Origin of the sequence: Shewanella pealeana ATCC 700345 (assembly GCF_000018285.1) — a bacterium.
Lineage (GTDB): Bacteria > Pseudomonadota > Gammaproteobacteria > Enterobacterales > Shewanellaceae > Shewanella > Shewanella pealeana.
The window spans coordinates 4,921,059-4,937,251 of sequence record NC_009901.1; the positions used below are offsets into that span (position 1 = coordinate 4,921,059).

The following is a 16,193-nucleotide window of genomic DNA, read 5'->3' on the forward strand; positions in this document are numbered from 1 at the left end:
CTAAAAACTCAATGTTAAGTTATCGTCACGGCTACCACGCAGGCAATTATGCCGATGTTCTCAAGCACGCTATTTTGCTGCAAGTGCTCAAACTAATGCACAAAAAAGATAAGCCTATGGCTTATATCGACACCCATGCGGGTGCGGGCGGCTATGCGTTAACCGATGAGTTTTCAAAGAAAACCGGCGAATACCTAGATGGCGTAGCCAGACTGTGGGAAAGAACCGACCTGCCTGAATCACTGGTGCAGTACATCGAAGATGTGAAGCATTTTAACCAAGGTAAAGCAGAACTCGAGTTTTACCCTGGCTCACCTGCTTTTGTTGATATGAACATGCGTGAAAAAGACCGCATGGTACTGCACGAGCTACACGGCACTGACTTTTTGACCTTAAACGAGCAGTTTACGGGCGATCGTCACGTGCGCGTCATCAAGGGTGATGGCCTTAAAGGTCTGATTGCTGCCGTACCACCACTTGAGCGTCGTGGCGTGATTTTAATTGACCCTAGTTACGAAATTAAAACCGACTATCAAGATGTGGCTAAAGCCATTATTAAAGCCCATAAACGCTTCTCTACTGGCGTATTTATGTTGTGGTATCCGGTTGTAGATCGTGACCAAACTGAAGGCATGCTTAAGCTATTAGCCGAAAGCGGCATCAAGAATCAGTTACGTATCGAACAAGCGATTAAGCCTGATAGCAATGAGTTTGGCATGACAGCAGCAGGTCTGTGGATCATTAACCCACCTTGGCAGTTAGACACCACAGCCAAAGAGATGCTGGACTATTTAGAGCGTCGCATTGGCCATAACGGCGGCAAGACAACCGTTAGACAGGAAGTGGCGGAATAAAAGATAGATCCTAGGGACGAGGTTCTAGGTCCTAGGAAAAGCCAAGATTTAAAAGTGCCCTATCTTTTAGCTTTTCCTAGTAGCCAACTTGTTGGTGTCCTAGTAGGTGCGCAGCACCGTCCTCGCAGTGAGCCTGCGAACGTCCTAGAAACGAGCCTGCGAGTGCCCTAGCACCTAATGCTTATAAACACTCTTCATCATCGTTAATTTGACGAGCGAAGACTCCAAAAATAGCAGATAAAATTCCGACTTCGACATCTTTATTATTCTGAGTTGATGCAGCCGAACTCCCGCCTATTGATTCCCTCTGCTCTCTTTGCTGTTCGTTACCATGTGCACCGCTAACAAAGTCACAGCCCGCATTTGCCACTGAGCTTGATGAACAGCCCATGCTGCTCAATGTCAGCAAAGCCAGCCACACAACCAAAATCCGTTTCATATTATTCCTTTCTAATTAGTCCATTATTAAACATTAACACTTTCCAACTGTTAGATTCTAGGTCCGAATAAAATTAAGACGAGAACGGGCTTCGCCCTGCGAGACGTGACTACGTCACTTCGAGAGCGCGACCTTGTCGCTTCTAGGAAAGGCTGAGACGAAAAGGCTTAAAAGATAGGTCCTAGTTGCTAGGGAAAAGCTAAGAAAGTAACAGCCGGATAAGGCCGGAAAAGCATAAAAGCAAAAGATAACAATGTGCTCGATATTGATTGTATAGCAGGACGAAGTCCGCCCTAGCCGCGAAGCATCCTAGCAGCGAGCTTGCGAGTGCCCTATCTTATATGTTGGCGTCCTCGCAGGTGCCTAGTACCGTCCTAGCAGTGAGCCTGCGAACGTCCTAGAAACGAGCTTGCGAGTGCCCTATCTTATATGTTGGCGTCCTCGTAGGTGCGTAGCACCGTCCTAGCAGTGAGCCTGCGAACGTCCTAGTACCTAGGACCTATCAGGACGAAGTCCGTCCTCGTACCTTCTTTATTATCATTGCAACACCGAATGTAACTCATCAAACAACCAGTGCATTATCGGGCCGATTTGCTTGTCACGACGATTAACTACCCCCATCTCCACCAGCAAAGGCTCGGTAATATATTCTGTGGAAAGCTCACAAAGGTCATCAATATACCACTCAGATTTAGCCACGTGTTCTGGCACTAACGCCCAGCCCACGCCCTGCAAAACTAGCGCGACAATGTAATAGTAACTATCGATATACCAATAATTTGCCGATAAAGGCGGCGTCTGTGATTGCCCGGTAATGTCGCAAATAGCTAACTGCCGATATTGCATCAACAGCTCTAAAGTCGGCGCTGGGGTCGATGCTAATGGATGGGATGGCGCGACCACTAAGCTCTGTTTAAACTGGCCAATCGACATGAAATCTAGGGAGTCTGGTAGCAATGTGTTGCTATGGAACATAATGCCAATATCGGCGCGCCCGGCATCCACCCAAGCGGCAATATCCTCTTGCGATCCATTAATGATAGTGAGTTTAAGCAATGGGAATTGCGTCGATATACGCTGAAATAACGCTTCAAATGCAGTAACCGGTACCGCTTCATCCATAGCCACGGTAAGGGTGATCTCCTCACCTGAGGTGACGGTCATAGCACGCGCATTAAGGCGCTGACACTGAGCCAGAACCGATTGCGCCTCAATAAACATCTCTTCGCCGAGTGAAGTGAGTACAGGAAGTCTTGCGCTGCGGTCAAATAACTCAAAACCTAAGCCCGCTTCTAAGTTACTAATCGCGGTACTTATACGCGATTGAGCTTTCCCCATCTTTCTGGCTGCCGCCGAAAATGAGCCTAGCTTTACCGAATTTACAAATGCATTGAGCTCATCAATCGTCCAATTCATAGCCAACCTATTTAAACACCTACTCAAACAGCCATCTTAAACAGGTGGCTCATACAACTACCTTAAACAGCTACCTTAAACAGCTATCTTAAACAGCTACCTTAAACTGCTATCTTAAACTGCTATCTTAAACTGCTATCTTAAACAGCCATGTCCAAACCTTATCTCAAAAACAGATAGTAACTAACTTTATTCAATCTCAAATACAGAGTAACTTGCCAAGCTTTATTGTTCAATATTGATATCCCCATGTTAGATCCAAGCATAGAAAACACACAGACTCAGTCAATTAGCCGTACCTTTTGGCGTTACACTCTGCCTGCCATTGCCGCCATGTTAGTTAACGGTTTATACCAAATCGTTGACGGTATTTTTATTGGCCATTACATCGGCTTTGAAGGACTCGCAGCTATCAATATGGCCTGGCCTGTGATCTACTTTATGGTTGGTTTTGGCATCATGGTCGGCATGGGTAGTGGCAGCTTGCTATCGATTCAACGGGGTAAAGGCGATACTCGCGCGGCACCGACGATATTGACCAGCAGCTTAGTACTCATGCTTAGTCTAGCCATAATCTCTACCTCGATTTTAGTCATCTGCAGCGACTTTTTTCTTGAGGCTCAGGGCGGTGCGGGCAACACCTTGGTGATGGCGCAAGAGTATATTAGCGTATTCACTTGGGGAACTGCGATCACTGTGATTGCTTCAGCCTTGCCGTTGCTCATTCGTAACGATGAGAGCCCCAATATCGCTACCGGTTTAATGGTATTAGGCGCCTTTATCAATATTGCACTCGACTATCTATTGATAGGCGTATTTGACTTCGGCTTGCTTGGCGCTTCGATTGCCACCATTAGTGCACAGGCGACTGTCTGTGTTTTAGGTCTTATCTACTTTTGCTCTCGATTTAGCAGCATTAACTGGTCGGCAAAATTTAGTTGGTTTAACGCCTCTTTTGCTCAACAAATCACGCTGTTAGGCTCATCAAGCCTATTTATGTATCTGTATACCAGCTTTGTTTTTGCACTGCATAACCGACTCTTTACAGAGTATGGTACACCGCTAACCGTAGGCGCCTTCGCCATTGTTGGCTACCTGATGGTGCTATATTACTTAGTCGCCGAAGGTGTGGCCGAGGGTATGCAGCCTCCTGTTAGTTATTACTACGGCGCCGAGCAACATGAAAACATCAACAAGATGCTTAAGCTGTCGGTAAAGGTGACTCTGATTGCGGGTACCAGCTGGGTATTACTGCTAAACCTAATGCCAGAGACCATGGTTGGACTATTCAACAATGATGATCCCTTGCTAATTGCAACCGCAATTGATGGTATCAAAATGCATCTGTTTGCTATGCCGTTAGATGGCTTTATTGCACTTTCGTCTGTGTACTTTATGGCGACTAACCAAGGCGTTAAAGCGTTAGTCATCGCCTGTGGCAATATGCTAATCCAGCTGCCATTCCTATATTTCTTACCTAAGGTTATGGGAGTCGAAGGTGTGTGGATGGCGATGCCGCTCTCCAACATAGCACTGTGCCTTATTGTGGCGCCTATGGTTTGGTTTGATGTTAAGTCGAGAAAGAAGCAATCAAGAGCGCAGCAAGATAATCCGTTAACTATCGATACAGCGGCAATCGTAAGTTAAGCCTTGCAGCTAAGTCTTTAAGCCTTGCGATAACGTTTGAGCAAGATCTGCACCCGCTCAACATAGGCTTGGGTCTCTGTGAGTACTAATGGAGTGCGGACGCCTTAATATCGCCCAGTACTTTATCTTTATGGTTTGATTTGACGTTAAAACCAGAAGTTAAGCCTTGCGGTAGCGCTTGAGCAAAATCTGTACCCGTTCGACGTAAGCTTGGGTCTCTGGGTACGGCGGGATGCCTTTATACTGCTCTACTCGGGAGGCTCCGGCGTTATAGGCGGCGCAGGCCAAGGCAATATCACCATTAAAGCGTTTCAGTAGCTGAGCCAGATAACGGCTACCCGCCAAGATGTTTTGCTCTGGATGGAAGGCATCACGCACCCCCAGCTCATTGGCCGTAGCGGGCATCAGCTGCATTAGACCCTGCGCCCCAGTTTTAGATAGCGCCTTGGGCTTAAAAGCCGATTCGGCATGAATAACGGCCCGAATGAGTGCAGGATCCAGCCGATATGTTCTGGCCGCAGTGGCGATCAGCTGCTGATATTGTGAGGTAAACAGAGGGATTGATTTCCAATTGATATTCGACTCAGGTTTGCAGGCGTAGCAGTCAAATAATAACACCTGATAATGCCCCTCTTGCGGCGCTTGATCGCTAAAAACCAAGACTCCATCGGCGGTGAGGTAGTGGTAAACCTTTTCTCCTTGTTCAACACTAGCTCCCAAGCTCTGAGTCCCGCTAGTTAAGCTATGATTAGTAACGGCTTGACCTAACACACTCTTATTCGATGGTTTGGCAACAAAATGTGGCTTACTCGTCTCTGCCGCCATGGCTGTAGGAGTTACAACTGCAGAAGTCACAGCAGTAGACAAGCACAGTAAACTAAACAGGGGTGCTCGCTTCATCATAATCCGGTCGAACTATCCAATTGCAGTACATCAACGATAGCAAATAACTGCTTCATCTCTTTGTTTATCTGACTAAATTCATATTCGAATGTTGCCGCCTTAAATATCGACGCCATCTCGAAGCGATTCTCTTTACTACCAAGCATGATCAGTAATTTATTGCGATAGAAAGCACATTGGATCTTGTTGCCAAAACTGGCAGATAGCTCCTGCAAGCGCTCCATAAAAGTCACAGTTAACAGATAACGCGCCTCTATTTGATCGGTCGAGAACACATCAAACTGCTTCTCAAAGATAGGATCCTCCAGCTTCACCCGTTCAAGGCCTTTAAAGGAGTCCGAGAGGAAATTAACCAAGCCTCCGCGGTTCTTCACCACCACGGTATGGCCACGAAAATCTTTATGGCTACTGAGCTCAATCATCACCCCTTTAAAGACGGTAACCGTGTCGGTCGACTTGTCACGCTTAACCTGTTTAGTTAGCTGCAACTCATTGATAGCGATCTCAATATTTTTGTAGGTACCCTGCACATAATCGTCAAAGCTCGCAGATTCATAATAAGGTAGCAACTTGGATGCCTTCAGCGCACTAAGGCTCATCTTATGCTCTTTGCAAAAGATAAAATCATGACCAAAGTACTTAAAAATAAGTGGATAAATCTTCTGTTTCACATCGGTTTTATAATGCTTAATAGGCCTAAATACCCACCAAGCAAACGGCAATGTCAGCAAGACTAAACCGATAAGATAAACCATCAGCGGATCGGAAAAATTCAGATATGGCATAAACATAAATGCCAAGATCGCGATACCAATATAGATGGCAGCACACAGGTACAAACGCTGACGACACGCTTTTAGACTCGCAACACGGGCATTTTCAAACTTGCTGGTAAGTGGCTCAAGATGCTGCTGATAATACTGCTTAAATTCATCTATCTCAGATGGCGCGGCAACGAGGTGATCAGTGTTACGTATAGGCTTTATCGATGCGCCAAACAAGAAGCTAAATAGATTCATATTATTGCTAACTCACTCAAGTGCAGTTTAGTAACGAGTCATTACCGCAATAATCAGTATTACGGTAATTGAGCGAATACATTTAAGCTATTTTAGATAATCGGCAGCATCGACAGGTGCTTTAGACGCCTCGTCGGCTTCATAGAAAGGCATCACCTTCACACTCGCCATAGAGGCTATGATAGAGCCAGGGAAGATCTCAACCGCGGTATTCAGCTCAGATACTGCCGAGTTGTAGAAACGACGCGCAGCAGACAGCTGAGCCTCGACTTCGTTGTAGGTCTGCATCGCTTGCAGCATGGTATTGTCTGACTTCAGCTCAGGATAGTTTTCAACACTTACCATCAGCTGTGACATCTTCTGATTCAGTTTTTCTGATACCTGAAGATGAGCTTTAACTGAACCTGAGTCACCATCGTCATACCCCTTAACAGCCAAAGTTCTTAATTCGGTGATCTCGGTCAGCAGCGACTTCTCATGGTCCATGTACTTCTGTGCAATCTTGAGGATATTCGGTACTAGGTTAGACCGCTTCTTAAGCTGAACGTCTATTCCCGATAACGCTTCACGCCCCGCATTACGCTTCTTGATTAAACTGACATACCAAAGATAGGCAATAATCACCACTAAGCCTGATCCCAACAATAACCCTTCCATCTGTGTGTCCTATTGTTCTTTTTATTTAAATGGCTAGCGCTAGTCTCTATCCAGTAGACTAAAGCCAAAAAACGATTACGCTATTCTTATATAACTCATACTGTTACTTATTTAAGCAACGAAATCCAGCCTCAACACAGATAATCAGCCCCAGTCACGGCGTTACTTTTTAATCAGCGTAGCAAAAAAGTGGCAAGAACATCGAATAAAACCTTGAGCAAACAATGACTAATCGAACTCTTGTTAAATAAACTCGCTAAACAGCATAAAAATACAACTAGCGTTCACTATTTGCTCACCACAAAAAATAATAGCCCTGTATATCAACAACTAAAATTATGCATCACGGTGTGATTTTTTGAGCTAAGTAGAATTCACCCTAAACAGTTTCCGCCATAAAACCCCTAAACTAGTCAAACTTATTCACCCTTTTAGTTAACTTTGTCATTAATCATAAGTTTGTAGAGTTTTCTGTATCACCTAGTCTATTCCTTGCTTCTCTCCAGCTTTCTCGGGATTAGCTTTGCTCATTATTCATTCAGCTTAGATACAGTATCCCCTAGTTATAGCTATCACATCCCTTAAGGAAACGTTCGACCCAATCATCCCCTTCGGACTCATTTAATATGAGTCCTTTTTTTTGGCCGAAAATTGTAAATTACCCATTAATATTAGTGCATTGGATTAATCAAAAGCTGGATTCAATAAAGGTTAACAAGAGTTAATCGAACTCCTTTTCACCGTTCAGCTTTGATACAGCTAACCCTAGTTATAGTAATCCCAATCCCAACGGAAACTGTTATTCAATCCCTTTTGGACTCATCCTATATGAGTCCTTTTTTTTGCCAAAAATTCACTGGTCATTTCACAACAAGAACCCTGCAAAGCCTTACAGTTACTCAGGAGTCGTCAATATAGCTGATTAATAAAAGAGCCAAATTTAAGGTTTAATTAATTTTTCAGACCCATCATGCTACATTGGATTAATAAATATTTAATGCAATTGGCACAAAAGTAGCCCCACATTAGCTGTCACTCCAGCGTACCAATAACAAAAACAACAAAACGAAAGCATATTGAAGGAAGACACTATGAGCAGTAATGACGGCGATAGCTTGCCTCTATCTAGCCAAGCCCCCTTAGATCCCAGTAACAAGCCTGGTGGCTTGTTTGTCCGCTTCCTAAACGTAGTTGAAAGACTCGGTAACTTACTACCTCACCCCATCACTCTTTTCGCGCTATTTTGTGCCGCTGTTGTGGTTATCAGTGGCATCGCCGGTTATTTTGAATTAACTGTAGTCGACCCAAGACCCGAAGGTGCATCGGGCCGCAGCGCCGATGGTCTAATTCATGTAGTCAGCTTAATGAATGCCGAAGGCCTCCGGATGATCGTCTCCAACTTGGTGACCAACTTTACTGGCTTTACCCCATTGGGCACAGTGCTTGTCGCCTTACTCGGTGTGGGTATCGCCGATCGCTCGGGCTTGCTGTCTGCCGCTATGCGCTTATTAGTCATGGGCGCTTCAAAGCGCTTAGTCACGCTAACTCTAGTATTTGCAGGTATCGTTTCTAATACTGCATCTGAGCTAGGCTACGTGGTGCTTATCCCAATGGCAGCGATGATCTTCCACTCCTTGGGTCGCCATCCGCTTGCAGGTCTAGCCGCTGCATTTGCCGGTGTATCCGGCGGCTATAGCGCTAACTTACTACTCGGCACCGTTGATCCACTGTTATCTGGGATCACCGAAGCTGCAGCGCAGATGATCGATCCTGACTACCTTGTTGGCCCAGAAGTAAACTGGTACTTCATGTTTGTCTCCACCTTTTTAATCACCTTCTTAGGTGCATTCGTTACCGAGAAAATCGTCGAACCTAAGTTGGGCAAATACGATGCTAGCGAAGCGGCGATTGACCTTAGTGAACAGAAGATGGATACGGTTAGCGCACTGGAGAAAAAGGGCCTAAAAATCGCAGGCCTTGCGGTATTAGTGATGTCGGCAGTGCTTGCTTTAACTATTATTCCTGAGGGTGCGCCACTTCGAAACCAAGAAACTGGCTTAGTAGCTGGCTCTCCTTTCTTAAAAGGGATTGTGGCCTTTATCTTTGTTTGCTTTGCTATTCCAGGCCTAATTTATGGCCGTGTTGTGGGTAGCATGAAACGCGATATCGATGTCATCAACGCCATGTCACACAGCATGAGTAGCATGGGCATGTATATCGTCTTGGTATTCTTTGCTTCGCAGTTTGTCGCTTTCTTTAAGTGGACCAACTTAGGGGCGGTACTGGCAGTATCTGGCGCAGATGCACTTAATGCTATTGGCTTAACTGGGCCGCTAGTATTCGTACTGTTCATCATGATGTGTGGCTTTATTAACTTGATGCTAGGTAGTGCTTCAGCGCAGTGGGCTGTAACCGCACCTATCTTCGTACCTATGTTGATGTTGGTGGGTTACGCACCCGAAACCATTCAGGCGGCATACCGAATTGGTGACTCTGTAACAAACCTAATTACGCCAATGATGAGTTACTTCGGCCTTATCCTGGCCGTCGCCTCGCAGTATAAGAAGAATCTAGGTATAGGCACATTGGTTGCGACCATGCTGCCATACTCAATCGTGTTCTTTATCGGTTGGACCTGCTTCTTTTTCATCTGGGTATTTGTGATTGGTTTACCCGTTGGCCCGGGTGCAGCAACTTATTATACGCCTTAAAAAAAGAAGGACCTAGGTGTTAAGAAGAGCTAAGATAGGGCGGGCTTCGCCCTGCTAGGACGCGACTTCGTCACTTCGAGAGCGCGACGTTGTCGCTTCTAGGAAAGGCTAAAACGGAAAGCAAAAGAAGTACAACTATCATCTTTAATCTTTTCCTAGTAGCCAACTTGTTGGCGTCCTCGCAGTGAGCGTGCGAACGTCCTAGAAACGAGCTTGCGAGTGCTCTGTCTTTTATCTTTTCCTAGTAGCCAGCTTGTTGGCGTCCTAGCAGTGAGCCTGCGAACGCCCTAGGTCCTATCCCCTAATGACCTTTTTCCTACAAAGCCGTGCTGCTGCTCACTATTGCAGCTTTTGCTTTATTAATAAGCGATTTTTTTAAGGTTCAATTAATTTTGCTTATCCATGATGCCAGCAGCTTCGATTAAACAGAAGTCAGCATCTTAGCGCCAATCAAACGCTATTCCTGCCGCAGATATACCCAAAAGCAATACCAAAATAATTAAAATAATAACAATATCTTGTAAGGAAAAACCCATGAGCAGCAATAACGGAGATCGCCTGCATCAGTCAGGCGGTGCCTCTTTAGATCCTAATAATCAAGTCAGTGGTTGGTTTGTTCGTTTCCTCAACATCGTAGAAAGGCTCGGAAACCTGTTACCTCACCCAATTACGCTATTTGCAATTTTTTGTGCCGCCGTTGTCGTTATCAGTGGCATAGCCGGCTATTTTGAATTAAGTGTTGTCGACCCTAGACCCGAAGGTGCAGCGGGGCGCAGCAGTGACGGTATGATCCATGTTGTCAGCCTGATGAATGCTGAAGGCCTGCGGATGATAGTCTCCAACTTAGTCACTAACTTCACCGGCTTTACTCCGCTAGGAACGGTACTTGTCGCCTTACTTGGTGTCGGTATTGCTGAGCGTTCAGGATTGCTATCAGCAGCAATGCGCTCACTGGTTATGGGAACATCGAAGCGTTTAGTGACTCTCACTATCGTGTTTGCAGGTATCGTTTCAAATACTGCTGCGGAGCTTGGATACGTAGTACTTATCCCTATGGCGGCGATGATTTTCCATTCGCTAGGTCGTCATCCGCTTGCAGGACTCGCGGCAGCTTTTGCTGGTGTGTCTGGTGGCTACAGCGCAAACTTGCTATTAGGCACAGTCGACCCATTATTATCAGGGATAACCGAAGCCGCTGCGCAAATGATTGACCCAGACTACACAGTTGGCCCAGAAGCAAACTGGTACTTTATGTTTGCATCCACCTTCATCATTACCTTTTTAGGCGCCTTCGTTACCGAGAAAATTGTTGAGCCTAAACTGGGGAAATATGATCCGAGTCAGGCAGCCAATGATCTTGGCGAAGCCAAAATGGAGCAGATTAGCGCTATTGAAAAGCGTGGTCTAAAAGCCGCAGGCATCGCTATTTTAGTCATGTCTGTGCTATTAGCACTGACAGTGGTACCAGAAGGTGCGCCTCTTAGAGATCCTAAAACCGGATTAGTCTCAGGCTCGCCATTTCTAAAAGGCATCGTTGCCTTTATCTTTATCTGCTTTGCCGTTCCAGGATTGGTTTATGGCCGTATCGTTGGCACCATGAAGCGCGATATCGATGTGATTAATGCTATGTCACACAGCATGAGTAGCATGGGCATGTACATTGTTTTGGTATTCTTTGCCTCACAATTTGTCGCTTTCTTTACCTGGACTAATTTAGGTTCGGTATTTGCGGTTGCAGGCGCTGATGCATTACAAGCAATTGGCCTAACAGGCCCCTTGGTTTTCGTTGTGTTTATCGCTATGTGCGGCTTTATTAACTTAATGCTCGGTAGTGCATCGGCGCAATGGGCAGTCACCGCACCTGTATTCGTACCTATGTTAATGCTAGTGGGTTATGCCCCGGAAACCATTCAGGCTGCTTATCGAATCGGCGACTCCGTCACTAATCTAATTACGCCAATGATGAGCTATTTTGGTCTTATTTTGGCCGTCGCGTCGCAATACAATAAGAACCTAGGTATTGGCACCTTAATCGCGACTATGTTGCCATACACCATAGTATTCTTTATCGGTTGGACCAGCTTCTTCTTTATCTGGGTGTTCGGATTCGGATTACCTGTCGGGCCGGGGTCGGCAACTTATTATACGCCTTAAAAAAGAAGGGCCTAGGTGTTAAGAAGAGCTAAGATAGGGCGGGCTTCGCCCTTCGAGGACGTGACTGCGTCACTTCGAGAGCGCGACGCTGTCGCTTCTAGAAAAAGATAGGTCCTAGGTGCGAGGTTCTAGGACCTAGGAAAAGCAACAATCAAAAGATATTAGCTTTTCCTAGCAGCCAACTTGTTGGTGCCCTAGCAGTGAGCCTGCGAACGTCCTAGCTCCTAACCTATCTTTTACTAGCTTTATCGACAAACGAAGCTATATTGACGATCTGACTCATCATTCTAGCCATAGTCCATGAAACTTTTTATTGCCTCCGATCTACACGGCTCTGTTATAGCCACTCAAGCCATGCTGACTCGCTTTGAGCAGTCTGGGGCTCAATACCTTATTCTGCTCGGAGACATGCTTAATCACGGCCCGCGTAACGCCATCCCCGACGGCTACAATCCCACGGCCTTAGCTGAAACGCTGAACCAGTATGCCGATAAGATTATTGCCGTTCGCGGTAACTGCGACAGCGAAGTAGACCAAATGCTACTGCAATTTCCGATCACCGCGAGCTTTGCTCAAGTATTGATGCCACAAATGCGTTTATTCCTCACCCACGGCCATATTTATAATCCCGATAACCTGCCACCGCTACAAGCTGGTGATGCACTAGTCTATGGTCATACCCACATTGCAGTGGCTGAATATCGTGACGATATTTTATTGTTCAACCCGGGTTCAACCACCATTCCACGTAATGGTGCTCGAGCTTCTTACGGCTTAATCACTGACACAGAATGTCAGGTACGCGCCATAGACAACGATGAGCTACTACTCAGCTGTCCGATACGTCATACAAGATAGGTTCGAGGGTCTAGGGAATGCTAAGACGAGGACGGGCTTCGCCCTGCGAGGGCGTGACTGCGTCACTTCGAGAAAGGATTAAAAGATAGGTCCTAGGTGCGAGGCTCTAGGACCTAGGAAAAGCCAAGATTTAAAAGAAACAAGCAACAGATTCAGGCTCCATGAATAGGCTTTGTCTTTGCTCTTAAGCTATTAGCCTTTCCTAGTAGCCAACTTGTTGGCGTCCTCGCAGGTGCGCAGCACCGCCCTAGAACCTATCAGGACGAAGTCCGTCCTAGAAGTGAGCCTGCGAGCGTCCTATCTTTTAACAACAAAAAGCCCAGCATTTGCTGGGCTTTTTAGTGTCTAGCGCGTTAGCGATACAAGATTATTTGTTCGCTTTAGCTGCTTTGGCTTCAGCCTTTATTGCTTTCGCGGCATCTCGCTCGCGCTTGCTGAACATACGCTCAACAATCACGAAGAAGATTGGGATAAAGAAGATCCCCATAAAGGTCGAGCTCATCATACCGCCCAGTACCGCTGTACCGATGGCGTTCTGGCTACCAGAACCTACACCGCTACTGATGGCTAGTGGCACAACACCTAGACCGAATGCTAAAGACGTCATTAAGATTGGACGTAAACGCACTCGAACCGCGTGTAGTGTGGCTTCAACAAGACCTGCGCCTTTCTCGTAGAATTCTTTAGCAAATTCCACAATCAAGATGGCGTTCTTGGTTGCTAGACCCACAGTCGTCAATAGACCTACCTGGAAGAATACGTCGTTTGGTAAACCACGACCATTCATCGCAATCAAGGCACCGATAATACCCAGAGGCACAACGAGTACTACCGCAAATGGTACTGACCAGCTCTCGTATAGTGCTGCAAGTACTAGGAATACCACCACAATCGACAAGGCATATAGCATTGGCGCCTGATTACCCGATAGACGTTCTTCATAAGAAAGACCGTTCCATTCGATACCAAATCCTGGTGGTAGCTTCTTAGCCATAGCCTCGATGTCATCCATCGCTGCACCTGTACTGTAACCTGGTGCTGTACCACCTTGGATATTCATAGCTGGCAAACCACCAAAACGCTCTAGACGCGGTGAACCATATTGCCAACTACCCGATGCAAATGCCGAGAAAGGTACCATTTCGCCTTTGTCGTTACGCACATACCAAGAGTCGAGATCTTCTGGCTGCATACGGTATTCAGCTTCACCTTGCACGTAAACTTTCTTCACACGACCACGGTCGATAAAGTCATTCACGTAATTACCACCCCAAGCTGTACCCAGTACGCTATTGACTGAGTCAATATCAACGCCTAATGCACGTAACTTACCGTGATCGATATGAACTTGATAAAGCGGTGCATCTTCCTGACCATTTGGACGAACGCCCACTAGGTTAGGGTTCTGTGCAGCCATACCCAGCAACATGTTACGTGCTTCAACAAGCTTGGCATGGCCTTGGCCATTCTTATCCTGCAAGTAGAAGTCGAAACCGTTAGCCGTACCCAGCTCGATAACTGCTGGCGGTACAAAGGCGAATACGAAGGCTTCTTTCATCCCCATAAACATACCCATGGCACGGTTAGCAACTGACTGTACGTCTTGACCCGGTTCGCTACGCTCAGCCCAGTCTTTAAGGCCGACGAACGCAATACCCATGTTTTGACCATTACCCGCAAAACTGAAACCCGATACGCTAAATACTGACTTAACGTTCTCGCCTTCTTCATTCAAGTAAAAATCAGTAACACGCTCAAGTACTGCCTTAGTTTCTTGCTGCGTCGAGTTCACAGGCAAAATAGCCTGAGTGAACAAGATACCTTGGTCTTCGTCTGGTAAGAATGCGGTAGGCATACGCATGAAGATCCAACCCACTGCAACCGTAATTGCTAGGTAAACCATCATAGTACGGCCAGTACGCTTAATCATTGCCGCAACACTTGACTCATAACGAGACGTTAATGCATCAAACTTACGGTTAAACCAACCAAAGAAACCCGTTTTTGCGTGGCTTTCACCTTTTGCAATCGGCTTCAACATGGTCGCACAAAGTGCTGGAGTTAGAATGATCGCCACCATTACAGACAGCGCCATTGCAGACACAATCGTAATCGAGAACTGACGATAAATAACACCCGTTGAACCAGACATAAATGCCATTGGAACAAATACCGCTGAAAGCGTTAAACCAATACCCACTAGCGCACCAGTGATTTGGTCCATCGATTTCTTAGTCGCTTCAACGGGACTCAGTCCCTCTTCTTGCATTACACGCTCAACGTTCTCCACTACAACAATCGCGTCATCCACCAGAAGACCAATTGCCAGCACCATAGCGAACATGGTTAGCGTGTTAATCGAGAAGCCTGCAGCGGCCAAAATAGCAAATGTACCCAGTAGTACTACTGGCACCGCAATCGTTGGGATTAGCGTTGCACGGAAGTTCTGCAGGAACAGATACATAATTAAAAATACTAAAACAACCGCTTCCAGCAGGGTATGTACAACGCCTTCAATTGATTTCTCAACGAATGGAGTTGTGTCGTAGGGATAAACCACTTCCATCCCATCAGGGAAGAATGGCTTCATCTCATTGATTTTTGCACGCACGCCTTCGGCTGTTGCCAATGCGTTAGCACCGGTTGCTAACTGAATACCAACACCCGCAGCAGCTTTACCGTTATAAAACGACTCAACCGCATAGCTTTCTGCACCCAGTTCAACACGAGCCACATCTTCAAGGAATACTTTGGCGCCTGAAGTGTCAGCTTTGATGATGATCTTTTTAAATTGATCCGCTGTCTGTAGACGACTCTGAGCCGATACCGTTGCGTTAAGCTCTTGGCCTGCAACTGATGGTGCACCACCTAACTGGCCTGCTGACACCTGAGCATTTTGCTCTCTAATTGAAGAGATAATGTCTTGGCTGGTCAGGTTATATTGAGTCAGTTTTAGTGGGTCTAGCCATATACGCATCGCATATTGTGCGCCAAATAGCTCGATAGTACCCACACCAGGAACACGACTTAGCGGATCCTGAATATTAGAACCTACGTAATCGGCGATATCGTTTTTATCAAGTGAACCGTCTTGTGATACGAAAGCCGCTACCATCAAGAAACCCGCACTCGACTTACTTACGTTAACACCTTGCGCCTGAACTTCTTGCGGTAACAGCGGCATTGCAAGCTGTAGCTTGTTCTGCACCTGTACCTGCGCGATATCAGGATCGGCTTCAGCATTAAACGTTAAGGTAATTTGCGCATTACCAAAGCTATCACTGGTCGATGTAATGTAGCGAAGGTGGTCAATACCTGTCATTCGCTGCTCAATAACCTGAGTTACCGAGTCTTCCATCGTCTTAGCCGAAGCACCAGGATAAACAGCACTGATCACCACCGACGGCGGTGCAATGCTCGGGTATTGCGATACCGGTAAGCCCACAATTGAGAGCACACCTGCCAGCATCACAATAATAGCGATCACCCATGCAAAAATAGGGCGATCGATAAAGAAACGTGCCATAACTCTGCC

11 protein-coding genes are annotated in these 16,193 nt (G+C 46.2%); 5 read left to right on the forward strand and 6 right to left on the reverse strand.

Annotated features, from left to right (window positions below):
- The first annotated feature begins 11 nt into the window (after positions 1–11).
- Entirely contained in the window at positions 12–854 is an 843-nt protein-coding gene (locus SPEA_RS21250) for a 23S rRNA (adenine(2030)-N(6))-methyltransferase RlmJ (RefSeq protein ID WP_012157240.1), read from the forward strand.
- Between the two features lie 181 nt (positions 855–1,035).
- Here the strand turns inward: SPEA_RS21250 and SPEA_RS21255 are convergent, their stop codons facing one another.
- Complete coding sequence (locus SPEA_RS21255; RefSeq protein WP_041411157.1) at positions 1,036–1,293, reverse strand: hypothetical protein; 258 nt, start codon at positions 1,291–1,293, stop codon at positions 1,036–1,038.
- Between the two features lie 537 nt (positions 1,294–1,830).
- Positions 1,831–2,709 carry a LysR family transcriptional regulator gene (locus SPEA_RS21260; protein ID WP_012157242.1) on the reverse strand — a complete coding sequence of 293 codons (879 nt, stop codon included), beginning with the start codon at positions 2,707–2,709 and terminating at the stop codon, positions 1,831–1,833.
- A gap of 249 nt (positions 2,710–2,958) precedes the next feature.
- Here SPEA_RS21260 and SPEA_RS21265 point away from each other — a divergent pair, with 249 nt between their 5' ends.
- A complete protein-coding gene (locus SPEA_RS21265; RefSeq protein ID WP_012157243.1) occupies positions 2,959–4,356 on the forward strand; it encodes an MATE family efflux transporter in 1,398 nt (465 codons plus the stop codon).
- Positions 4,357–4,515: 159 nt separating this feature from the next.
- Here the strand turns inward: SPEA_RS21265 and SPEA_RS21270 are convergent, their stop codons facing one another.
- The 3 genes from SPEA_RS21270 to SPEA_RS21280 form a co-directional block, all read right to left on the reverse strand.
- Complete coding sequence (locus SPEA_RS21270) at positions 4,516–5,259, reverse strand: lytic transglycosylase domain-containing protein (protein WP_012157244.1); 744 nt, start codon at positions 5,257–5,259, stop codon at positions 4,516–4,518.
- Positions 5,256–6,278: a DUF3137 domain-containing protein gene (locus SPEA_RS21275; protein WP_012157245.1), complete on the reverse strand. Its 1,023-nt coding sequence runs from the start codon at positions 6,276–6,278 to the stop codon at positions 5,256–5,258. Before SPEA_RS21275 ends, SPEA_RS21270 begins: the two co-directional genes overlap by 4 nt.
- A gap of 87 nt (positions 6,279–6,365) precedes the next feature.
- Entirely contained in the window at positions 6,366–6,935 is a 570-nt protein-coding gene (locus SPEA_RS21280; protein WP_012157246.1) for a LemA family protein, read from the reverse strand.
- A gap of 1,091 nt (positions 6,936–8,026) precedes the next feature.
- Here SPEA_RS21280 and SPEA_RS21285 point away from each other — a divergent pair.
- From SPEA_RS21285 to yfcE, 3 genes are all read left to right on the forward strand, one after another.
- Entirely contained in the window at positions 8,027–9,646 is a 1,620-nt protein-coding gene (locus tag SPEA_RS21285) for an AbgT family transporter (protein ID WP_012157247.1), read from the forward strand.
- A gap of 534 nt (positions 9,647–10,180) precedes the next feature.
- Positions 10,181–11,800, forward strand: coding sequence for an AbgT family transporter (locus SPEA_RS21290; protein WP_012157248.1), 1,620 nt, complete (start codon positions 10,181–10,183; stop codon positions 11,798–11,800).
- A gap of 300 nt (positions 11,801–12,100) precedes the next feature.
- Positions 12,101–12,658, forward strand: a complete 558-nt coding sequence (gene yfcE, locus SPEA_RS21295; protein ID WP_012157249.1) for a phosphodiesterase — start codon at positions 12,101–12,103, stop codon at positions 12,656–12,658.
- 367 nt (positions 12,659–13,025) lie between these two features.
- Here the strand turns inward: yfcE and SPEA_RS21300 are convergent, their stop codons facing one another.
- A complete protein-coding gene (locus SPEA_RS21300; protein WP_012157250.1) occupies positions 13,026–16,184 on the reverse strand; it encodes an efflux RND transporter permease subunit in 3,159 nt (1,052 codons plus the stop codon).
- Between the last annotated feature and the right edge of the window lie 9 nt (positions 16,185–16,193).

Coding starts and splice junctions, on each gene's coding strand:
- SPEA_RS21250 (WP_012157240.1), top strand. CDS start 12: ATGTTAAGTTATCGTCACGGCTACCACGCAGGCAATTATGCCGATGTT.
- SPEA_RS21255 (WP_041411157.1), bottom strand. CDS start 1,293: ATGAAACGGATTTTGGTTGTGTGGCTGGCTTTGCTGACATTGAGCAGC.
- SPEA_RS21260 (WP_012157242.1), bottom strand. CDS start 2,709: ATGAATTGGACGATTGATGAGCTCAATGCATTTGTAAATTCGGTAAAG.
- SPEA_RS21265 (WP_012157243.1), top strand. CDS start 2,959: ATGTTAGATCCAAGCATAGAAAACACACAGACTCAGTCAATTAGCCGT.
- SPEA_RS21270 (WP_012157244.1), bottom strand. CDS start 5,259: ATGATGAAGCGAGCACCCCTGTTTAGTTTACTGTGCTTGTCTACTGCT.
- SPEA_RS21275 (WP_012157245.1), bottom strand. CDS start 6,278: ATGAATCTATTTAGCTTCTTGTTTGGCGCATCGATAAAGCCTATACGT.
- SPEA_RS21280 (WP_012157246.1), bottom strand. CDS start 6,935: ATGGAAGGGTTATTGTTGGGATCAGGCTTAGTGGTGATTATTGCCTAT.
- SPEA_RS21285 (WP_012157247.1), top strand. CDS start 8,027: ATGAGCAGTAATGACGGCGATAGCTTGCCTCTATCTAGCCAAGCCCCC.
- SPEA_RS21290 (WP_012157248.1), top strand. CDS start 10,181: ATGAGCAGCAATAACGGAGATCGCCTGCATCAGTCAGGCGGTGCCTCT.
- yfcE (WP_012157249.1), top strand. CDS start 12,101: ATGAAACTTTTTATTGCCTCCGATCTACACGGCTCTGTTATAGCCACT.
- SPEA_RS21300 (WP_012157250.1), bottom strand. CDS start 16,184: ATGGCACGTTTCTTTATCGATCGCCCTATTTTTGCATGGGTGATCGCT.